General features: G+C 41.1%; 21 protein-coding genes. 14 read left to right on the top strand and 7 right to left on the bottom strand.

The annotated features are described in order from the left end of the window. Positions 1 to 19 precede the first annotated feature (19 nt). Together dusB and ACILP5_RS00800 are read left to right on the top strand one after the other, a co-directional pair. Entirely contained in the window at positions 20 to 1,015 is a 996-nt protein-coding gene (dusB, locus tag ACILP5_RS00805) for a tRNA dihydrouridine synthase DusB (protein WP_395616744.1), read from the top strand. Beyond that, positions 1,015 to 1,890 carry a DMT family transporter gene (locus ACILP5_RS00800; protein WP_395616743.1) on the top strand — a complete coding sequence of 292 codons (876 nt, stop codon included), beginning with the start codon at positions 1,015 to 1,017 and terminating at the stop codon, positions 1,888 to 1,890. Before dusB ends, ACILP5_RS00800 begins: the two co-directional genes overlap by 1 nt. Here the strand turns inward: ACILP5_RS00800 and ACILP5_RS00795 are convergent. After that, positions 1,879 to 3,654, bottom strand: coding sequence for a family 43 glycosylhydrolase (locus ACILP5_RS00795; RefSeq protein WP_395616742.1), 1,776 nt, complete (start codon positions 3,652 to 3,654; stop codon positions 1,879 to 1,881). The two genes, ACILP5_RS00800 and ACILP5_RS00795, sit on opposite strands and share 12 nt — an antisense overlap. 42 nt (positions 3,655 to 3,696) lie before the next feature. Between ACILP5_RS00795 and ACILP5_RS00790 the strand changes: the two genes are divergently transcribed. The 3 genes from ACILP5_RS00790 to frr are packed head-to-tail and all read left to right on the top strand — an operon-like array spanning position 3,697 to position 5,725. Then, complete coding sequence (locus tag ACILP5_RS00790; protein ID WP_395616741.1) at positions 3,697 to 4,398, top strand: fatty acid desaturase; 702 nt, start codon at positions 3,697 to 3,699, stop codon at positions 4,396 to 4,398. A gap of 48 nt (positions 4,399 to 4,446) precedes the next feature. Then, positions 4,447 to 5,157 (top strand): UMP kinase, encoded by a 711-nt coding sequence (gene pyrH / locus ACILP5_RS00785; RefSeq protein WP_395616740.1) that lies wholly within the window; start codon positions 4,447 to 4,449, stop codon positions 5,155 to 5,157. Positions 5,158 to 5,164: 7 nt separating this feature from the next. Further along, a complete protein-coding gene (gene frr / locus ACILP5_RS00780) occupies positions 5,165 to 5,725 on the top strand; it encodes a ribosome recycling factor (RefSeq protein ID WP_395616739.1) in 561 nt (186 codons plus the stop codon). A 29-nt stretch (positions 5,726 to 5,754) separates the two neighbouring features. Here the strand turns inward: frr and ACILP5_RS00775 are convergent, their stop codons facing one another. Further along, a complete protein-coding gene (locus tag ACILP5_RS00775) occupies positions 5,755 to 6,615 on the bottom strand; it encodes a patatin-like phospholipase family protein (protein WP_395616738.1) in 861 nt (286 codons plus the stop codon). Positions 6,616 to 6,676: 61 nt separating this feature from the next. Between ACILP5_RS00775 and ACILP5_RS00770 the strand changes: the two genes are divergently transcribed. Next, on the top strand, positions 6,677 to 7,651 hold the full coding sequence (locus tag ACILP5_RS00770; protein WP_395616737.1) for a polyprenyl synthetase family protein: 975 nt from the start codon (positions 6,677 to 6,679) through the stop codon (positions 7,649 to 7,651). Between the two features lie 71 nt (positions 7,652 to 7,722). Here the strand turns inward: ACILP5_RS00770 and ACILP5_RS00765 are convergent, their stop codons facing one another. Beyond that, entirely contained in the window at positions 7,723 to 10,320 is a 2,598-nt protein-coding gene (locus ACILP5_RS00765) for a TonB-dependent receptor domain-containing protein (protein ID WP_395616736.1), read from the bottom strand. Positions 10,321 to 10,422: 102 nt separating this feature from the next. Here ACILP5_RS00765 and ACILP5_RS00760 point away from each other — a divergent pair, with 102 nt between their 5' ends. Genes ACILP5_RS00760 through argH form a run of 5 tightly spaced genes read left to right on the top strand, consistent with a single transcriptional unit; the run spans position 10,423 to position 15,196 of the window. Continuing rightward, positions 10,423 to 10,971 (top strand): GNAT family N-acetyltransferase, encoded by a 549-nt coding sequence (locus ACILP5_RS00760; RefSeq protein WP_395616735.1) that lies wholly within the window; start codon positions 10,423 to 10,425, stop codon positions 10,969 to 10,971. 48 nt (positions 10,972 to 11,019) lie between these two features. Continuing rightward, positions 11,020 to 11,994 carry an N-acetylornithine carbamoyltransferase gene (locus ACILP5_RS00755; RefSeq protein ID WP_395616734.1) on the top strand — a complete coding sequence of 325 codons (975 nt, stop codon included), beginning with the start codon at positions 11,020 to 11,022 and terminating at the stop codon, positions 11,992 to 11,994. A 2-nt stretch (positions 11,995 to 11,996) separates the two neighbouring features. Continuing rightward, positions 11,997 to 12,779, top strand: coding sequence for an acetylglutamate kinase (gene argB / locus ACILP5_RS00750; RefSeq protein ID WP_395616733.1), 783 nt, complete (start codon positions 11,997 to 11,999; stop codon positions 12,777 to 12,779). Between the two features lies 1 nt (position 12,780). Then, on the top strand, positions 12,781 to 13,851 hold the full coding sequence (locus ACILP5_RS00745; RefSeq protein ID WP_395616732.1) for a M20 family metallo-hydrolase: 1,071 nt from the start codon (positions 12,781 to 12,783) through the stop codon (positions 13,849 to 13,851). A 4-nt stretch (positions 13,852 to 13,855) separates the two neighbouring features. After that, positions 13,856 to 15,196 (top strand): argininosuccinate lyase, encoded by a 1,341-nt coding sequence (gene argH / locus ACILP5_RS00740; protein ID WP_395616731.1) that lies wholly within the window; start codon positions 13,856 to 13,858, stop codon positions 15,194 to 15,196. Here argH and ACILP5_RS00735 read toward each other — a convergent pair. Then, positions 15,174 to 15,758 (bottom strand): riboflavin synthase, encoded by a 585-nt coding sequence (locus ACILP5_RS00735; protein WP_395616730.1) that lies wholly within the window; start codon positions 15,756 to 15,758, stop codon positions 15,174 to 15,176. The genes argH and ACILP5_RS00735 overlap by 23 nt on opposite strands. Positions 15,759 to 15,804: 46 nt before the next feature. Here ACILP5_RS00735 and ACILP5_RS00730 point away from each other — a divergent pair, with 46 nt between their 5' ends. Next, a complete protein-coding gene (locus tag ACILP5_RS00730) occupies positions 15,805 to 16,404 on the top strand; it encodes a DUF1684 domain-containing protein (protein WP_395616729.1) in 600 nt (199 codons plus the stop codon). On the opposite strand, the gene ACILP5_RS00725 is transcribed toward ACILP5_RS00730, so the two are convergent. The 3 genes from ACILP5_RS00725 to ACILP5_RS00715 are packed head-to-tail and all read right to left on the bottom strand — an operon-like array spanning position 16,397 to position 19,900. After that, positions 16,397 to 17,101 carry a head GIN domain-containing protein gene (locus ACILP5_RS00725; protein ID WP_395616728.1) on the bottom strand — a complete coding sequence of 235 codons (705 nt, stop codon included), beginning with the start codon at positions 17,099 to 17,101 and terminating at the stop codon, positions 16,397 to 16,399. The genes ACILP5_RS00730 and ACILP5_RS00725 overlap by 8 nt on opposite strands. 49 nt (positions 17,102 to 17,150) lie before the next feature. Further along, positions 17,151 to 19,550: a PspC domain-containing protein gene (locus ACILP5_RS00720; RefSeq protein WP_395616727.1), complete on the bottom strand. Its 2,400-nt coding sequence runs from the start codon at positions 19,548 to 19,550 to the stop codon at positions 17,151 to 17,153. An 11-nt stretch (positions 19,551 to 19,561) separates the two neighbouring features. Continuing rightward, the gene (locus ACILP5_RS00715) at positions 19,562 to 19,900 is read right to left on the bottom strand and encodes a PadR family transcriptional regulator (RefSeq protein WP_395616726.1); all 339 of its coding nucleotides are present in this window, start codon (positions 19,898 to 19,900) and stop codon (positions 19,562 to 19,564) included. Positions 19,901 to 20,036: 136 nt separating this feature from the next. On the opposite strand from ACILP5_RS00715, the gene ACILP5_RS00710 reads away from it, so the two are divergent. After that, complete coding sequence (locus tag ACILP5_RS00710; protein WP_395616725.1) at positions 20,037 to 21,245, top strand: sensor histidine kinase; 1,209 nt, start codon at positions 20,037 to 20,039, stop codon at positions 21,243 to 21,245. Beyond that, positions 21,246 to 21,926: AEC family transporter (locus tag ACILP5_RS00705; protein WP_395616724.1), on the top strand; the 681-nt coding region annotated here is incomplete at its 3' end. It abuts the gene before it with no gap.

Below are 21,926 nucleotides of genomic sequence, written 5' to 3'. Positions count from 1 at the left end.
TACGGAATTTTTAATCAGAATGGTAAAGATAGGTAACATCGAGCTAGGCTCATTTCCATTGCTTTTAGCTCCTATGGAGGACGTGTCAGATCCGCCTTTCCGTGCGGTATGCAAGGCAAACGGTGCTGATTTGATGTATACAGAATTTATTTCCTCCGAAGGACTGATTCGAGATGCTGCAAAAAGCGTTCAAAAACTCGATATTTTTGAATATGAACGACCGATTGGGATCCAACTTTTTGGCAGTTCCATCGAAACAATGGCCTCTTGCACGGAAATTGCGACCAAGGCTGGACCTGATTTAATTGACATCAATTACGGCTGCCCAGTCAAACAGGTAGCCTGCAGAGGTGCTGGAGCCGCTTTATTACAAGATATTCCTAAAATGGTAGCGATGACCAAGGCCGTCGTAGATGCCACTCATTTACCAGTTACTGTCAAAACACGCCTAGGCTGGGATGACTCCACAAAAAATATAGAAGATGTGGCTGAACGTCTTCAAGACATTGGTATTCAGGCACTTACTGTTCACGGAAGAACGCGTGTTCAGATGTACAAAGGCGCAGCGGATTGGGAATTGATTTCTAAAGTGAAGAAAAACCCCCGGATTAAGATTCCGATTTTCGGAAATGGAGACATCGATTCACCGGAGAAAGCCAAAGAATACCGCGATCGTTATGAAGTGGATGGTATCATGATAGGTCGAGCCTCGATTGGCTATCCCTGGATTTTCAACGAAATCAAGCATTACCTAGCGACAGGCGAACATCTAGACCCTCCTACCCTGCAACAACGTCTTCAAGTTTGTCTTGATCACCTCGATTTCTCCATTCGCTGGAAAGGAAATCACGGAGGAATCGTCGAAATGCGACGCCATTACGCGAATTATTTCCGTGGAATGGACCATTTCAAACCTTTCAGAACCCGTTTAGTGACGACCTATGACTTCGAAGAGATCAAAGGAATTCTAAACGAAATCTCAGCTCATTATGCTGGAGAACCTTTGCACGTCTAATGGAAAACAAACAAAAATCCCCCGTATTACTCGTCATTTTAGCCTTTATCGCGTTATCGTTAATTTGGGGTAGTTCTTTCATTTTAGTCAAGAAAAGTTTAGCCTATTACAGTTCTCCACAAGTGGGTGCCTTGCGCATTTTTGCGGCCTTCATCTTCTTTATTCCGGTGTTTTTAAAACAAAAACACGAAGTCAAAAAAGAACATTGGAAGAGCTTTTTATTAGCTGGTTTGACAGGGAATTTAATGCCAGCCATCTTATTTTCTATTGCAGGCAAGCATTTAACCTCTGCCCTATCTGGTATGTTGAATGCTTTTACGCCACTTTTTACACTGATCGTCGGAATTCTTTTGTTTAAACAAGGCTTTCAATGGCGCCAAATGCTAGGTATCGTACTAGGTATCGCTGGTTGTTTTGGCTTGATTGTAGGTGGTGAAGGTTTTCAGTTAGACTTTAATTACCACGCACTTTGGGTAGTGTTAGCCACCTTCTTATACGGCATTAATTTGCACATCATTAAGACAAAATTTTCGGGATTAAACCCCTTCACATCTACCTCAGGAATATTTATGGCGATAGGACCCTTGTCATTGATCCTGTTAGCCTCCACTGGATTCTTCTCACAAAAGATTGAATGGTGGCCATTTTTAGCGGCTTGCTCTTTAGGCGTTTTCGGCTCTGCTATTGCGATGGTTTTATTTAATCAACTGATCAAATGGACAAATGCGATTGTCGCTAGTTCCGTTACCTATATCATTCCGATTGTAGCAGTGGGTTGGGGTGTCTTCGATGGTGAACAGGTTTATTTATCACAATTTATTGCGATGATAGTCTTGCTTATCGGAGTATACGAAATCAATCGATCAAAGGCTTGATTTAGATTCTATGATTGGACCACGTGTTCCTATTCCATTTTCGTTAAATGCTTCAATTTGGAAATAATAGGTCTTTCCGCGGTCCATGGATTTGAAATAATACTCATTACTTCCAAAAACCTGAACAGACGTATACATTTTATCTGGCGCAATCCCGGAGTAAATAACGTAACCGGTTGCTTTCGGATCATGTCCCCACTTTATCCAAGCACTTCGAGAATCATGCTCTCCACGAAGAACCAATAGATCCTTGATCGTACCAGGCTTCGAACCATGGCCAAAACCAAATGCCCTGATTCCCGAAATCGCGAATTTCCCTGCCGCCATGTGGAGGTTCACCAATTTTAAATACCGCACCTCCACCGAATGCTGAAGCTCCACATAATCATGTGGTATATCTGTCCTGTTTTTAGACTTATCGATAATCAGCTGCCAGTTTTTACCATCCTTACTTCCCAACACCTGGTACTGGTGGTAAATCCCGTTCATCTTTCCTAAAAAACTTGAATCCACATCTTGATCCGCGTAATTTATCTGCAAAGCCTTCAAGGTAGAAACCTCACCTAGATCCGTTTCAATAAACTCCCCCTTTTTATTCGAAGCTGCAGACCAATACGTCTTCATCTGCTCATCCACCGCAAAATTCGCCGAATAACCGGGCAAACTGGAGGACACTCGCACCGGTTTATTGTAATTCAACAACATCCAACCCGTAAATAATTCGGAAGGAACATCGACCTTTTTCGTCGGCATGCGGTGTGGATAATCCCCATAGGCCGTGTTTGTGTACAAAATTCCGTCTTTATCAAAATAAGTAGGCCAAAGCCCCAAGCGACGCTCAAAACTATTCTTCACCGCAATGGTAATGGTGGATACGTGCCACCAATTAGCAAACTCCCCCTCAAAAGTAGCTCCATGTCCAGCACCACGCGTAAATCCCCCCGGCTTAAACGAAAATGGATTATGCGATTGATACGTAAAGGGTCCCATCGGATGATCCGAAGTATAAACCCCGTCGCCATAGGCAGAGAATTCGGTCCCTGGCGCCCCATATTGCAAATAATATTTACCCTTGTATTTATTCATCCAAGCTCCTTCCATAAAAGGTTTTAAGAAGGTATTGTCTTGGTATTCCCCAAAACGCTCCCAACCATGCACCTCGTCATTCAGCTTAATCAAATCTTTGCGTTCTCCAATCGGTTGCAGCGTTTTGCGATCTAATTCCTGTCCATACATCGGATAAAAATTACTTGATCCATGGTATAAATACAGTCGATTATCATCGTCTAAGAAAAAAGCAGGGTCCCAAGCTCCCGCGGTGAAGGCGTGAACAGCCTCTTTCCAAGTATCTGTTTCTGGTTTTTGAGAATACCAAAGCGTAAAGTCCTTCGCATAAGTAGATCCTATCACTAACAAACTATCGCCTAATGTAATTGTCGCCGGCGCACAAAGTTCGTCATAGACTTTGTGATAGGGCTGTAAAAAACGACGCGAAACAAAGTTCCATTTTAGCATATCTTTACTCCACCAATAACCCCACTGATTCGTCGAAAACAAATAATACTTCCCCTGAAAGTAAGAAATAACGGGGTCCGCGGTGGCTCTGTGTCGCCCCTGTTCAGAGAAATTAGGGATGGGGGTGAACCCATAATCCAAGTTCATTGGGTTACAGTAGGTGGATTGTGTTTGGCCGGAAATGCTTTGCGCGGTAACATTAAATGCAAAAGACAAAATAAAAAGCAAAAATGCTGGAACAATTTTCATAGTTTTGAGGTCATATAGGTGCCAGACTTGCCTGGCCATAATATGGACAAAGTAAATAAATTTCAGGGAATTATTTGGGCTGTGGTGCTGATCACTTTGTGGACCGCAAATTTAGTCTATTGGATACAGGTCGATTTCAGTTGGTCAGACCCTTTTGTTTACCTTTCGATTCTGTTTCAAACCCATTTATATACCGGCTTATTTATCACCTCTCACGACGCCATTCACGGGGTTGTTTCTACGGAAAACCCCCGTCTGAATCACGCAATCGGACGCTTCTGCACCCTTCTTTTTGCCTTTAATGATTACAGCACACTACGCGCTAAGCATCACCTGCATCATGCGCATGTGAATACAGAAGGAGATCCAGATGTGCATCAGGGTCCATTTTTACTGTGGTGGTTCAAATTTATTTGGCAATATGTGACCTGGAAGCAAGTGCTAGCCATGGCGGTTACCTATAATGTGTTGAAAATTTGGTTCCCGATGTGGAATTTGATTTTATTCTGGGAGCTTCCTGCTATTTTGAGCACGCTCCAATTGTTCATTTTTGGCACCTACCTTCCCCACCGCGGAGAACATGCACCAGATAACAAGCAGCAATCTAGGAGTCAAGGTAGAAACCATGTATGGGCCTTTATATCTTGCTACTTTTTTGGCTATCATTTTGAGCATCATGCGCATCCCTATTTGCCTTGGTATAAATTACCGAAAGCGAAGGACGAAAGCCTTGCCAAGACCTAGATTTTTCCTAAATTTGCATCGCACAAAATCGACATAAACGATCCTCTCATGAAAGAACCTAAATACAAACGCATTTTATTGAAACTTTCAGGCGAATCTCTTTCGACAGATGGAGAGGTAATTGATCCGACTATTTTAGGTCAATATGCGGCTGAAATCAAGAAAGTGCATGATTTAGGCGTAGAGGTGGCGATTGTAATTGGCGGAGGAAACATCTTCCGTGGTGCCAGTGCAGCGAAAGCGGGCATTGACCGTGTTCAGGGTGATTATATGGGCATGTTAGCCACGGTAATTAACGGGATGGCTGTTCAGGCTTCTTTGGAAAAACAAGGATTGTATACGCGCATGATGACAGCGATCAAGGTAGAGGCGGTGTGCGAACCATTTATCCGCCGCCGTGCCATGCGTCACTTAGAAAAAGGACGTATTGTGATCTTCGGAGCAGGAACAGGTAACCCCTATTTCACAACGGATTCTACCGCATCATTAAGGGCAATTGAAATCGAGGCGGATGTTGTCTTAAAAGGAACACGCGTAGACGGTGTGTATACAGCAGATCCAGAAAAAGATGCTACTGCTACCCGTTACACGAAATTAAGTTTCACAGAAGCAATCTCTAAAGGATTAAAAATCATGGATACCACGGCATTTACCTTATGCCAAGAAAATAACGTTCCCATCATTGTATTTGACATGAATAAAGAAGGGAATTTAGCGGCATTAGTTTCAGGTGAGGACGTAGGTACATTAATTAGCTAATTGAAAAATGGAAGAAATTGAATTCTATATTGAAGCAGCAGTCGAAACCATGGACGGCGCTATCAAGCACTTAAACATTGAATTATCTAAAATCAGAGCAGGAAAAGCGCATACATCTATGTTAGATGGCTTGACCATTGATTATTACGGCATGCAAACACCCATTTCTGGTGCTGCCTCTATTACTACTCCTGATGCGCGTACAATTGCGATTAAGCCATTTGAGAAAGGTATTTTTGGGGAAATCGAAAAATCAATCCGTAATTCTAGCTTGGGTTTAAATCCAATGAATGATGGTGAAATCATTCGTCTTTCTATTCCTCCCTTAACGGAAGAGCGTCGCCGTGATTTAGTAAAGCGAGTAAAACAAGAAATCGAAGTAGCTAAAATCAACATCCGTAATGCGCGCCAAGACGGAAACAATAGCATTAAGAAATTAAAGGGAGATGGCGTATCGGAAGATGCGATCAAAGAGGCGGAAGATAAGATTCAAAAGAAAACGGATGCCTATATCTTGAAGATAGACCAAGTTTTCAACGAAAAAGAAAAAGACATCATGTCAGTATAAAAATCAAAGCCTCGAATTTCGAGGCTTTTTTATTCCTGCATTCCTAGCGCATAACCCATCTCCAGCATCCGACGAATATCCATTTTCGTGAAACGCTGTATATCGATATTTAATGGCTGCAAAGGACGAATAATTTGCAACTTTACTTCAGATCGTTGCAGGCGAAGATCTGCGTTTAAAATCTCATTCACCGCAATATCCATCACCCGGTCAACTAAGGCTAACAAATCCCCTGAATCAAAATCCCCACCCTCGATCATCTCCGTATGACAAGTAATCACCACTACCTCAGTGGCGCCATCCTGAATGGCTTTCTGTAGCGGTGCCACGTCCCGCAATCCCCCATCCAGGTATGATTTACGCTTTTCGCCTTCAATCTTCACCACGGGCATCAAAATAGGTACAGCTGAAGAAGCCATCAAATAGTCCAGAAAATTTTCAAAACTAGGATCCACGTAATGCATAGCACCTTCAATCACATTTACAGCCCCCACTTTCAAACCCACAGGACTTAACTGCAAATTGCGAACGCTTAACACATCCGACAATAGATTGCGTAAAGGAGTGGTATCTACGAGGCCTTTGAACTTCTTAGTCAAAGCAGTCCAGCCTAATTCGAAGATGTTAAATGGCTTGGATAAACTTTCAGGATGCGTAATGCGCGTCTCCCAAAAATCCCATAAATCTTGCGCTGCTTGTGGATAAGAAATCGGAATACCCTCGTGCACTTGGTGCCCAAATTGATTCACCAAATACGCTGCATTTAAACTCCCAGCAGACACACCATAAATCGCATCTGGCTGATATCCTTTTTCAAAAAGTGCTTTAATGACTCCAGCTTGAAAGGCCCCTTTTACAGATCCTCCTGCTAAGACTAAAATCTTGCTCATAATGCCTGTTTATTCACAATTCTGTTTAAATTTACGCAATTTACTGGCCTAAACAATCCCCATGCCTTACTCCATCTCTTCTATTCAAGCCCCCATCGATGAATCGATGAAGGCATTCGAAGGGAAGTTCAAAACTTTCATGAAGACAAAAGTGATGTTGCTCGACACCATCATGCATTATATTGTCCAAAGAAAGGGGAAACAGATGCGTCCGATGTTCGTTTTTTTGACAGCAGGCTGTGTAGGAGAAATAACGGAGAAAACTTTCAGGGGAGCCGCTCTAATCGAATTATTGCACACAGCAACATTAGTACACGACGATGTCGTAGATGACTCGAATTATAGAAGAGGTTTCTTTTCAATCAACGCTATCTGGAAGAATAAAATTGCTGTCTTAGTAGGTGACTATTTGCTTTCTAAAGGCTTGTTACTTTCTGTTGAACATGAAGATTTCGATCTTTTAAAATCGGTTTCTACTGCAGTGCGCGAAATGGCAGAGGGCGAATTATTGCAAATTGAGAAAGCTAGAAAACTAGACATCACAGAAGAGGTCTATTTCGATATCATTACCAAGAAAACAGCGACCTTAATCGCAGCCTGCTGCGCTGTGGGATTTCAATCTGCAGGCGCTGATGTAGAAATGGTAGAAAGAGCTCGTTTATTCGGAGAAAAAGTAGGCATTGCCTTTCAAATCAAGGATGATTTGTTTGACTATGGAGATGCCGAAATAGGGAAACCATTGGGAATTGATATCAAAGAAAAAAAGATGACTTTGCCCCTGATTTATGCCCTTCAAAATACCGACAACTCGACTAAAAAGCACATCATTCAATTAATCAAAAAAGAATCAGAAGATTCGAATAAAGTAAAAGAGGTTATTGATTTTGTTAAATCAACAGGAGGCCTTTCCTATGCAAATAAAAAGATGAATGAAATAGCGGAGGAAGCGAGAACTATCTTAGCCACCTTCCCTGCTTCCGAGTATAGAAACTCGCTAGGAGATCTCATTAGTTATACTATAGAACGTAATAAATAGTCAAACGCACTAATTAATCCATAAAAAAGGGAACCCACAACAGGTTCCCTTTTCTATTTGATGTGGACAGATTAACGTGGGCCGCCGAAGCCGCCGCCGCCGCCACCCATACGCATGCCAGGCATACCCATTGGTTGAGCTGGCGCCGCTGGTGCATCACTATCTCCCTTCGTATCATCATTATTAACCGATTTCTTCTTTTTGGTAGGACCGAATGACATCTTTCCGATTCGGTAAGAGAAATTGATTTTAAAGTTCATATTTTTCAATGTATTCTCACTCTTAGAATTGATAACTGGAGTTTGAGTTTCGCTACGAATAATAAAACCATTTGGAGTAAAGAAATTCTCCGCACCAAAACCAACGCTTCCTTTCTTATTCTTGAAGTCCTTCTTAAAGCTTAAGCTATAGATACCAAAGCCGCCTTGAGACCCTTGTAATTGAATTTGATTTACACGGTAGAACGAGAAGATTTGTGCTCCCCATCCATTCCCCATATTGTAATTACCATAGACACGGAAGTTAGACTGAAGACCCTGGTTCTTCGCATTTAACAATGGATCAGGTACATTATTAGCTAATACAAGATATGAAAGGTCTCCCCCACCACCGATCATTAACTTATTAGATAAATTCACATTTAAGTTAATGTTCATACCGTAGGCATCTTCATTACCAATATTTTGAGAAGTTGTTTTTACTGTATCTCCAAATACCTCTCTGATTTGATTAATCGCACCAGTCGTATTTCTAACGAAGAATGAGGTGGAAATATAGGTTTGTTTAATGAATTTGCTGTAAGACACTTCGTAGTTGTTCGTGAATTCAGGAGCAAGGGTAGGATTACCTGTCGAGATATTCAAAGGATTCGTTGCGTTTACGTTCGGATTTAAGTTCTGAATACCCGGACGCTGAAGACGGCGGTTATAGCTAAATCGCCAAGTCCCAGATTTAAAGGTCTTTGACATATTAAAGCTAGGTACTAATACACCATAGGCCGGAATTGTGGTGTTTTGGCCTTCTTTCTTTAAGAAACTAGCCGAAATATCTGTGTATTCATAACGAAGACCCGTTTTGATACTCCACTTGTTTTTCGTTGTTAAGGTATATGAACCATATGAACTGTAAATATATTGGTTATAATCAAACACGTTAGAAGGCAAAATCGCTGAATTGACTTGTGTGTAAATTCCACTTGATCCAGCTAAAAACGATTTATAATCCGAGGTTACAAAACGGAGGATACCTTTAGAACCAAACTCTAACATTTGATTTTTAGAGATGGGGGTTTGGTAATCTAACTGGAAGGTTGCCTCCTCATTGGAAGAAGAATTCTCGTTCTTAATTGAACTCATAATCTCTGACATAGTAGATTTAGGATTCATAATCAAGTTATAGAAATCGTTAGCACGATTGTTGCGGCTATACATGGACAAGATTGAGAACTCTTTTTGTGGTTTCGAGAAAGTATGTGTGTAATCCAAATTGATATCAACGTTAGCCGAGTTATCTAAGGAATTAGTATTACGAAGTGATGTGATAACCCCGTTTCTAATTTGCTGTAAACCATCTTGCCAGTTATTTCCGTTACGTAAACCAAAACGTGAACTTGCTGTAATAGAATTGAATTTATTGATGTCCCAATCAAAACCTAATTGGTAATTCCCAAACAATCCTTCCCGGAGCGTCTCCGCTGTCTGAACGTTAGTCGTCTGTAAACCATTATTGGTGGTAATTTGAGTACTTTGAAATTTACCAATCACATTATACTCTGAACGACCAAAACCACCTAAAGACATCCCCCAGTTTTTATTTCTAAAGTTTCCATTCAAAGATAAATTTGAACCACGGACACCTGCAGAGGAATCAAATGACAAGGTTAAACCCTGCAAAGTATTCTTTTTCGTTACGATATTAATGATACCTGCTGAACCTTCTGCATCGTATCTTGCTGAGGGAGATGTGATAACCTCCACCGTTTTAATCATATCAGCTGGAATTTGTCTCAACGCATCCGCAATACTAGAAGCCATAATAGTAGATGGCTTGTTATTAATAAGCACCTTAACACTCGTGGAACCACGTAAAGAAGGGTTACCATCTAAGTCGACAGAAAGCATAGGAACTTTTTTCAGGACATCCGTTGCATCTCCCCCACGATTTGAAGCATCTTTTTCTGCATTGTATACCGTACGATCCACACGCTCTTCAATTAAGGCGCGTTGGCCCTCTACTGTTACCTCAGAAAGCATTTTAGAACTTTGTGCTAATTTAATCACACCTAAATCCTGGTCATCATTTTTTTCGGTCACATTCACAAAAATTGTTTTGCTATCATATCCGATGAAAGATGCCACAATTTTATACGATCCTACTGCGACTTTGTTTAGGGTAAATTTACCTACTCCGTCTGCAACGGTACCATCGACTGGTTTATTGGTCTTTGTATTGATAAGGGCCAAAGTGGCGAATTCCACTGGCTTTGAATCTGTCGAATCTAAAAGGAATCCGATGATTTTTGCACTTCCTTTAGGCGCGGACTGCGCTGTACCAGGAATGACTGTCTCTTTCTTAGGCGCTGCACCGAAACCACCAAACCCACCAGGGACTTGAGAGATAGCCGTAAATGATAAGCTCATCAGTGCGAATAACGTGATAATTTGTTTCATTATGTGTTGTTTAAAATCGTATTTAACGAATGCAAAATTTGTACATTCTATTTAAAGGTCTTCTTTTTTGCGACCAAAATGGGTAATTTGTAGTCCAATATCATGATCAAACTCCTAACACCTCGTCTTACTTTAATCCCATTGGACCACCAGCAATTGTTAATCTGGAAGCAATTGGGGCACAAAGGTCTAGAAAAAATACTAGAACTTCAACCTAACACTTGGAAAATGGAATTGTTTTATGAGCAAGAAACTATTCAAGCGTTAAACAATTATTGGATTCCTCAGACGGCTAAATTCCCCTTGGACTATTATTGGTACACAAATTGGGAAATAATCCTCAACTCCTCGTCCTGCTCTGTAGGGGGATTAGGGCTTGCAGGACTTCCAGATAATGAAGGAACCACCGAAATAGGCTATGCGTTAGACCAGAAATACAGAGGTCAAGGAATCGCCACGGAGGCTGTGCAAGCCTTGTGCGATTGGGCATTTCAAGATGCTGACTTAAGGGTATTGCGGGCAGAAACACCGGTGGATAATAAAGGATCTCAACGGGTTTTGGAGAAAAATCACTTCGAACAAACGGGTAAAAAAACACTAACACTCGAAAACCCGATACAAGTTTTCACTTGGGAACGCCATCGTTACTGATCTTTTTAAGTATTTTTGCTGAATTGCCAATGTTAGACAGCTAAAAGCATGCAAAATTTTACTTCGGTTAATGACGCCTACAATATTCAAAACTTGGTTAACGAAGCCTTGTTGATGAAGAAAACTCCGTATGCTGATAAGCACATTGGAAAAAACCGTACACTCGGTCTATTATTCTTTAATTCTAGTCTTCGGACGCGACTTTCCACCCAAAAAGCAGCCCAAAACCTCGGAATGGAGGTTATGATTATGAATGTGGGGGCTGATTCTTGGCAATTGGAAATGAACGAAGGTGTCATCATGAATGGTGACAAAGCGGAGCATATTTCTGAAGCAGCTGCCGTGGTAGGTTCTTATTGTGACATCGTCGGCGTACGCAGTTTCCCCGGTTTAGTAGACCGAGAGCTAGATTATAGCGAACAAGTACTTAATCAATTTATAAAATATACCGGGCGTCCATTGCTCAGTTTAGAGTCAGCCACGCGTCATCCCTTGCAATCTTTAACGGATTTAATTACCATTAATGAATTCAAGACGGTAGAACGCCCGAAAGTGGTGTTAACGTGGGCTCCGCATGTGAAAGCCTTACCGCAATGTGTGCCCAATTCCTTCTCGGAATGGATGAATAAGGCAGACGTAGATTTTACCATTGCGCATCCGAAAGGCTATGAATTAGCCCCAGAATTCGCTGGTAATGCAAAGATTTGTAACGATCCGAAAGAGGCATATGAAGGTGCAGACTTTATTTATGCTAAAAACTGGTCATCCTACCAGGACTACGGCAAGATCTTGTCATCTGATCCAGCTTGGATGGTTGATGCCGCGAAAATGAGCTTGACTAATAATGCGAAATTCATGCATTGCCTTCCAGTTAGAAGGAATTTAGTGGTGGCTGATGAAGTGATTGATTCTCCTAACTCGATTGTGATTCAGCAAGCTGGGAATCGGGTTTGGGCGGCGCAAGCTGTCTTGAAAGAGATGATATTAACCTTAATGAGAACAGAAAGCCCTTATTTATTCTAGATATGTCCTCTAAGCAGATTCTTCAGGTGGTCAAAATAGGCGGGAATGTCATCGACAATCCGAACGCCTTGGCTGACTTTTTGAAGAATTTTGCATCCGTAGGAGGACCCAAAATTCTCGTTCACGGCGGTGGCAAGATTGCCACTCAAATGGCCGCTTCGATGGGAATTGAAAGTCAAATGATCGAAGGCAGACGTGTGACGGATGAAGAAAGTCTTCGCATCGTAACGATGGTCTATGCGGGTTGGATTAATAAATCGATCGTAGCTGATTTGCAAGCCTTATCTTGTAATGCACTCGGTTTAACAGGACCCGATGGCGGAATCGTATTTTCGAAAAAAAGAGCTGTACAGCCTATTGATTATGGTTTTGTGGGTGATATAATTCATGTGAATTCGTCATCGCTCTCCGGATTATTAACTTCCGGTTTTTCACCCGTCTTCGCTCCCATTACTGCAGATGCATCAGGTCAATTGTTGAATACGAATGCGGATACGATGGCGCAGGCTTTGGCCATTGCCCTCAGTTCAGTTTACGATGTGACGCTAACTTATTGTTTTGAGAAGAATGGGGTTTTATTAGATCCTGCAGACGATGATTCTGTTATTTCATCTATCAACCCAGCCTCTTTTCAAGACCTAAAAGAAAAAGGTATCGTCTCTGCGGGGATGATTCCAAAATTAGAAAATGCTTTAAAGGCCATCTCTGCCGGCGTTTCGGTAGTGAGATTGTGCCATGCGGATAATCTGCAGAAAAATAATATTGGAACTAAAATTAGTGCCTAACATGTACCAAGAATCTCAATTTCTAGCCGCAAAAGACCTATTAGCTCAGCTAATAGCTTGCCCTTCGTTGAGTAAAGAGGAGCAGGGGACGGTGCAGATTTTGGAAGATTTTTTCAAAGCGCAGGGGGTGACCTCGAAGCGTTTAGGAAATAATATTTGGGCTAGCAATTTGCATTTTGATGCGTCTAAACCCACGATTCTTTTGAACTCTCACCACGATACGGTGAAGGCAAATGCCTCTTGGACATTTGATCCGTTCAAGGCCACAGAGCAAGAGGGTAAATTAATTGGATTAGGCTCAAATGACGCAGGCGCTAGTTTGGTTTGTTTGATAGCCACCTTTGTCTCCTTTTATACAGAAGAAAATCTAGATTTTAATCTCGTGATTGCTGCTACCGCAGAGGAGGAAATCTCCGGAACGGGTGGAATTGAGGCTCTTTTGAAATCTGGCGAATTACCGCACATCGATTTCGCGATTGTGGGTGAGCCGACGGATTGCGCCATGGCTATCGCCGAAAAAGGATTGATGGTGGTGGATGCAAAAGTGAAAGGAATTGCCGGACATGCGGCCAGAAATGAGGGGGTGAATGCGATTTATTTAGCTTTAGAGGATATTCAAAACATACAAAATCATTCCTTTACGAAGGTTTCGGATTTATTAGGACCTGTAAAAACCACGGTTACCGTTATCAATGCAGGCAAGCAGCACAACGTAGTTCCTGATACCTGTGATTATGTGATTGATTGCCGGGTAAATGAGTGTTACAGCTTAGAAGAAGTGTTAGCTGAATTGAAAACGATCGTTCAAGCAGAATTAACTCCTCGTTCGATGCGTCTACATTCTAGCAAAATGGAGGAAACTCATCCGCTGGTTCAAGCGGCAAAAGGATTAGGGATTTCTTTATTGGGTTCCCCTACCCTTTCTGATCAAGCTTTATTAACAATACCTTCTGCGAAAATCGGTCCCGGACACTCCGGCAGATCGCATACTGCAGACGAATACATTCTCTTGGATGAACTAAGACAAGGCATCCAAACTTATCAAAATCTATTAGTTCAACTTAGCAAATAAGATTGTGGCAAAACTTTGGCAAAAAGAAAATCAGACGACAGACGCTAAAATCGAGAAATTCACGATCGGGAACGACCCCGTGTACGACTTGCAATTAGCGCGCTATGATGTGCTGGGTTCCCTGGCTCATATCACGATGCTAGAAAAAGTAGGGCTTTTAGGTGCGGATGAATTAGGACCTCTTTGCGCTGAATTGAAGGCGATTTATGCGCAAATCGATGCGGGAAATTTCACCATCGATGACGGAATGGAAGACGTTCACTCCCAAATCGAGTATTTATTAACGCAGAAATTAGGTGATCAAGGCAAGAAAATTCATGCGGGACGTTCAAGAAACGACCAGGTTTTAGTGGATTTAAAGTTATTCATGCGGGCTGAAATACAGCACATCGCTGATTCGGTAGAGCGTTTATTTGATTTATTAATCGCCAAAAGCGAAGCCCATAAAAACGATTTACTACCCGGTTACACGCACTTGCAGATTGCGATGCCCTCATCTTTCGGACTTTGGTTCGGAGCTTATGCTGAAAGCCTGGTAGAGGACATTGAATTATTAGAGGCGGCTTTTCGTCTGGCGAACAAGAATCCATTGGGTTCTGGCGCAGGATACGGCTCCTCCTTTCCTTTGGACAGAAAATACACCACTGAATTATTAGGCTTCGAATCGCCACACGTGAACGTAGTCAACGCCCAGTTATCGCGTGGAAAGACCGAATTATATGTCTTAACGGCCATCGCGCAGATCGCCACGACGCTGAGCAAATTAGCCATGGACGTGTGTTTGTACAATTCCCAAAACTTCGGCTTCATCGAACTACCCAGCTCGCTAACGACAGGAAGCTCGATTATGCCACACAAAAAGAATCCAGACGTAGCCGAATTGCTCAGAGGAAAAGCCAATAAATTAAAGGCCTTGCCTAACCAATTGCAGTTATTAACCAGCAATTTACCTTCCGGATATCACCGCGAATTCCAGTTAACAAAGGAATTATTGATGCCGGCAATCGAGGAAATTTTAGACGGTTTAGAGATCACCCACTACATGGTCAGTCACATGAAGGTGAAGAAAGACCTCTTAGTGGATTCGAAATACGATTTATTGTTCTCGGTAGAGGAAGTGAATAAATTAGTCGTTCAAGGAATTCCATTCCGCGAGGCCTACCAAATTGTGGGTAAAAAGATCGAAGAGGGTGCTTTCGACGGAAGTACACGAGAGATCAATCACTCGCACTTAGGAAGCATCGGTAATTTAGGCCTGAAAGAGATTCAAGATCAGAAAGAAATTGCTTGGAAGCGTTTTGGCTTTGAAAAAGTCAATAAGGCTATCGCTGCATTAATTTCTTAATATACTTTCCTAGAATATCGAATTCTAAGTTCACGCGATCACCTATTTTTAGTTGATGAAAAACGGTGTGTTCGTAGGTATAAGGAATGATACAAACGGTGAAAGAATCATCTTGTGAATCCACCACCGTTAAACTCGTTCCATTCACACAAATCGAGCCTTTTTCGACTGTTACGTGCCCACTGCTTTTCGGATAGCTGAAGCGGTATTCCCAACTTCCATTCTGATCCTTTATTTCTGTGCAAATTCCGGTTAAATCCACATGGCCTTGTACGATGTGCCCGTCAAAACGAGCATTCGCAGCCATACAGCGTTCCAGATTTACTTTTTGGCCTATTGCTACATCGCCTATATTCGTCTTCTGCAAGGTTTCATCGATAGCTGTGACCCGGTATTGATCTCCTTTGATCTCTACAACCGTGAGACAAACTCCATTGTGAGCCAGTGATTGATCCACTTTCAGTTCATGTGTAAATGGAGATGTGAACCAAAATTCAACGTTCGTCTCTTTTGCTTCTTTCCTTACCAGCGAGCCCATCGCCTCTACAATACCTGTAAACATCTGAATTAATTGTTATTTTTACGAACCCAAAATTACACGCATTCCTATGAAATTCAACAAATGGTTCCTCTTTCTGATTCCAATCATCGCACTACTAGCCTATTTTAGTATTCCCACGACTAAACCTGTAGAAGAAACGGGGGCCGATGTGTTGAAAATCCGCAAGGATAAAGATGTCGCATTTAAGGAAGGAGAGGATTCTCCCATTAAAGACAAAGCATCCTTCAAAGGCCTTAACTACTTTCCCTTTAACAAGGATTACATTGTAAACTTCGTCATAGAAAAAGCCGAAAAAGCGCAATCGGTGGACATAAAAATGACGGATGGAACCACGGAGAAATTAATTTTATTTGGCAAAATCAAAGCAGATATCCAGGCATTCTCTGTTACGTTAACCTTATATCAACGTGAAAATGGGGACTTCTTCCTCCCATTTAAAGACAAATCCGCCCCCAAAGAAACCTATGGAGGCGGACGTTTTCTAGATTTACCCCTAACAACTGTAAAAAACAATCGGTTGCGGGTGGACTTCAATCTAGCGTATAATCCCTATTGTGCTTACAATGAAGATTTCGCCTGTCCTATACCTCCCGCGGAAAACACCCTCCCGATTCGCATCGAAGCAGGCGAAAAACTATTTAATTAACCTGGTGTAGCGATGCCGCGCCAGAAAGATCTTTCTTGATCAAGGGACTTCCTTTGTATTTCACATGGGAAGCACCAGAAGCATCTACTTGTAAAGATTTCTGAACATGTAATTGTGCGTTACTAGCACCAGACGCTTCTACATCTACATTCCGGGACAGAAATTCCAATGCTTTCAAGCTACTAGCTCCCGAGGCATCTACCTTTAAGTAATCAGATTGACCGCTCATTTTAAAGTCTGAAGCACCGCTTAATTCTATGCGCAATTTATCGGTTCTTAGTCCCTCAGCTACTCCTTTTGCTGCCCCAGAGAATAGCAAACGCATTTCCTCTTCATTAGTAAAACCTTGTAAATCGACTTTACAAGCACCTGTAAATTCTCCAATTTCAAGACGAGGAAGGGTAATGTTAACGACTACTTTAGATCGATTATTATTCCAACCCCAATTCCAGGTTGACTCATAACTAATCTGCAATTTCCCGCCGGAAGAAGTAACCTCTATATCTTCCAAATCTTTTTCACGTCCCGTAATGGAAACGGCATAGGCATTCCCCTTGTGAACATGCACTTCGAAGGCACTCCCTAACTCGATGGATTTGAAATTAGCTACTTTGAATTTTTTAGTAATTACAGCAGGATCTGCGAAAGAACTAAAAACGACTAAAAAGGCGGCGAATAAAGACAAGATTTTTTTCATATTTTTTTTGTTTGTTGCTAGATGCAAAGCGATAAAAAAAGGTTGCATATTATTTTAACAAACTCCATTTATAACTCACACCTGTGTTTGATTTATTCGAGAATTTCGAACTTTCATATTTCTTTCCTTGTACCAGTTGAGAGGCATTTACATCTATTTTGGCATATTTATCCAAAGAAATAAAAGCTTTTTCGACCGCAAAATCAGAAGCAATTAACTCCGCAGAATCAAATAAAGCGGCATTTAATTGATCTCCCCCTCCCTTCAAGTTAAGGGAGTGAAAGCCGTGTAAAATAACATCGAAAGTACCTGAGGTAAAACCAGCTATTTCTGTACTTGCATTACCTCCTAATTCCACTTTTGTCAATTCCGGCACCACAATCTCTACCTGAATACCCGGTTGAATTTTGTCTACGATTAACACCTTGTTTTCCACGTGAACCGAACTTTCTAAGGCTTCATTTCCTTTGTAAGTAATCTTAGGAAGGTCACCACGTGTGATTTTGATTTGTGAAGACTCCGTATTTAACCCTTTGATGGAGGTGAAATTTTGCAAGTCTTTTGTAATGGTGAAACCCACTTTTTCATCAGAGAAGTCTTCGTTTTTCGATTCTTCATCCGAATGCGGTGTTCTATTCAAACAAACTAAGCCCTTATCTGCTGAGAATGTCCATAAAGAACCAACGAATAAATCTTGGCCTTCTTCGTGGAAATACCCCCCTTCTAACACATTACCCATGTAACGGGCAAAGTCACGGGTCATGCTGAAGGATTTACCGTAAGGAATCATGATTTTAACTTTGAGACGTTGCGCTCTAAATCGGGCATCTGATAGACCAAAATGGGTGTCAAAACGTAAGTCTTTCCCTTTCTGAACAAAACTATACTGAATCTTTTTTGAATTCATTTCCGCCTCTTTACGCGTCATACCTTGCGATTTAGCATAGGTAATTACCTGAATAGTCTTCCCATCATAGCCTTCAATTTCAATATTTGCGCGATTAAAGTTCACCTCATTAAAATCAAAATTATCTTCTTCATCTTGCTCGAAATCAAAGGTAAAATCTTCCACCTTTTCGCCTAACATCATCTGCCAGATCGTCTCATTATCTTTTTTATCGATGTCTAACACATAAGTTGTCGAATCTGAAACTGCTATATCTTTTACTTGATTATAAGAAGCGGAACGTTGGAAATTACGACTGTAGAAAGCCCCCGCAGCGAATAATCCCACCCAACCCACAATCACCATCGTAGTAGAAGCAATCTTATATGTCTTATTATAGAATTTACGATTTGCTAATAAGGAAACCCCAGCGATAGCGATCGAAACGAAGACAGGTAAAAGGGCCAAAACCAAGGAAGGAACCGCCCAAATAGGCAAGTCTTTTGCGATTAAATACAATGGAATTGATTCTAAATGAACGAATTGTCCTTGATCAATACCTGTGAAACCGAAGGTACACAAGACCACTAAAGCAATAATTAAGGCAATCGCTAAAATCAACAAAATGATTCCTAAAAAGATTTGAACGATCCAACGAATGATATTCAAAGGTACTTTCAGAGCAGTGAAAACAGTCGCAGCGATACGAAAAGGGAATAATAATACCTTCGTTAAGGCTTTTTCTTCGGTCTCATTCGGCTGGATACTCTTCTTTATATTGTTCTCAATATTTTCCAAGGTAATCGGCTCACCGGTCATCTCCATCTTATCCTTCATCGTTTTCGCCTCCGGAGTAATGACTAAAATAACCAGGTAGGCAATCACACCAGACCCAAACAGTCCAACTGATAAAACCGCTATAACACGCAATAAACCCACATCCCAGCCCGTATAAGCCGCAATACCAGCCATTACACCACCGATCACTTTTTTCTCTGGATCACGGTAAAACTTGCGATAAGATTTATCATCATCCGGATTCATTTCACCTGGAATGGCAGCCCATAGGATAATATAGGCCCAAAAAACAATATTACCCCCCTGGAAAATAGGGAAGCTTGCACTCATCAAGGCTAATAAAAGCAAACGAACCCAAATCGGGTCTACTTGAAAATAGCGCGCAATACCAGCAGCAACTCCACCCAATTGCTTGCGGGTGATGTCACGACGGAAAACTTTAGGACCTTCTTCTGATTTAGGTGCGGTATAGCCTTCCTTCTTGTCTTCTTCCTCCTCCACTTGTTTGAAATCAGCAATGGTTCCTAAGGAAGCGATTAAGGCATCCACGTGCGCTTGAGAAATGGCTTCGGTTTTCTCTGTTTCTCTGATGTTCCAAAACTTCTCCGCAATACTCGATTCAATATCTGCGATAATTTCCTTCGATCCTTCAAAAGAAGCAAAATACGCATGAATGGATTTTAAATAAGCGTCTAAGGTTGCGTAGGCGTCCTCTTCGATGTGGAAGACAAATCCAGCAATGTTAATTGATAAAGTCTTTTTCATATGTTTTTTGGTTAAGCCTGCGGTGAAGCGTTCGAAATTTGATTAACGGATGCTTGTAATTCATCCCAAGTCGAGGACATTTCCGCTAAGAATTCCTGGCCTTTCTCAGTTAATAAATAATATTTTCTAGGTGGGCCAGAGGCTGATTCGACCCAACGGTAATCTAAAAAACCCGCGTTTTTTAAACGAGTTAATAAAGGGTATAAGGTCCCTTCGACAACCATAATTTTTGCTGATGTTAACTCGGATAACATGGTAGAAGCATAAACCTCCCCTTGTGAGATAATTTTGAGAATGCAGAATTCTAAAATACCTTTCCTCATTTGCACCTTGGCGTTTTCAATATCCATCGGTTTTTTGTTTTTTTTGACAATGCAAATATAGACAAGGTACTTTGTATTGCATAGTACCTTAGAAAATTAATTTGGGAAATTGGATAAACGGTAGGTAATTTGTGATGAGCGTACCCTTTTCAGGGTTAGAATTATGAAACTAGTAAAAGATTTTTCCTTGCCTTTAGCCTTTTACAACCGAGATACTTGGTTGAAGGTGGCCTTTTTTGCGGTTAGTAGTTTGATGGCGGGATTCTCTCTTTATTTTACGGATGGATTAGTCTCTAAGCTAGAGGAAAGGGAAAAACAGCAAATTGAGTTATATGCGGAGACTATTCGTTATGCGCTGACCAGTGATAATAATGCGGATATTAATTTCTTTTTTGAACGTATCAAAAAAGTCAACGAGAATAATACGATCCCAGTGATTTGGAAAGATGGATCAGGGCATTTGAATTCCATCAACATCCCCTTAACAGAAACGTTAAGTACAGAACAGAAGCAAGAAATTTTACAACAGAAGTTAGCTGAGATAATTGCTGAGAACAATAAACCCATCGAAATGGATATGGGATTCCAGAAGGAATACATCTATTATGGAAATTCGAAACTGTTGAAATTATTACGCTACTACCCACTTTCACAATTATTAGTCGTATTAATCATCGGATTCTTAGGTTACATCTTTCTTTCCTATTCACGTAGAGCGGAGCAAAATCGAGTTTGGGTAGGATTAGCCAAAGAAACGGCTCATCAACTAGGAACCCCCCTTTCTTCTCTAACAGCCTGGGTAGAATTATTGAGAAATGAGCCGCATATCAATCCAGATATCGTGTTGGAATTATCTAAAGATATCCAAAGATTAGAAACAATCACCACGCGGTTCTCTAATATTGGATCTGCTCCCATATTAAAACTAGAGGATATCGAGTCCGTGATTCAAGCATTTATCAACTATTTAAAGATTCGTATTTCCTCTAAAGTGACCATTGAAATCCATTCTTCTTTAGCCTCTAACCAATTAGCGAATATCAATAAATACCTGTTTGAGTGGGTGATTGAAAATATTTGCAAAAATGGAGTAGATGCCATGAGTGGAAATGGTCATTTGAGAATTGAATTAAAAGAAGGCAAGAATAATCAAATTCATATTGATATTAGTGATACAGGTAAAGGAATTCTGGCCAGTAATACCTCCAAAATCTTCTCTCCTGGCTTTTCTACCAAAAAAAGGGGTTGGGGCTTGGGGCTAACTTTGGCAAAACGGATCATCGAAAATTACCACCAAGGGAAATTGATTTTAAAGTCCACTGAAATAAGTAAAGGATCTACTTTCCGTATTTCACTTCCTAAACCCGCGTAAATGACTGATCCTAATATCGTTTTTGGTTCTGCTCTCTGTATTATTGCCATTGGTTATGCGTTAAAAAGTGCAGGATTTATTCAGGAACACGATGGGAAATCGCTATCGAAATTCTTGATGCATACCACTTTCCCTGCGTTAGTATTCTCCACAATGATTCGAGTGAACATTACGTGGGACCTCATCTACCTTCCGTTGATTGCGATGTTTTTTGGGATGTTTTTATCCTTCATCGCTTTTCACTTATTCAAAAATATAGAACCCGAAAACCGAGGAGTCATGACTGTCGGAAGTGCGGGATTTAATTTAGGAATCTTTGCTTATCCGTTGATTGAAGGAATTTTTGGAATACAGGGGTTGACTTATGCCATTATGTTTGATCTAGGGAATTCAGTAGTGAACTTCTTTGTGAATTACGGAATGAGCAACTATTTCAGTCGCGGGCCTAAAAATGACAACATCGCCGCCCACATTTTCAAAAGAATCATATCACTTCCACCGCTGCAAGCTATGGTATTTGGAGTAGTCGTAAATTTAGTAGGGATAAAGTTCCCCACTTTTGTACTAGATATCATTTCAACCATTGCATCTGCTAATAAGTCCATTGTGTTACTTTTAATGGGAATTTACTTCAGTGTTCGCCTCACTAAAAAAACCTATTTACGAGATTTCCAAGTACTA

Origin of the sequence: Aquirufa sp., from assembly GCF_044239315.1 — a bacterium.
Taxonomy (GTDB): domain Bacteria; phylum Bacteroidota; class Bacteroidia; order Cytophagales; family Spirosomataceae; genus Aquirufa.
This window is presented reverse-complemented; position numbering and strand designations above follow the sequence as displayed.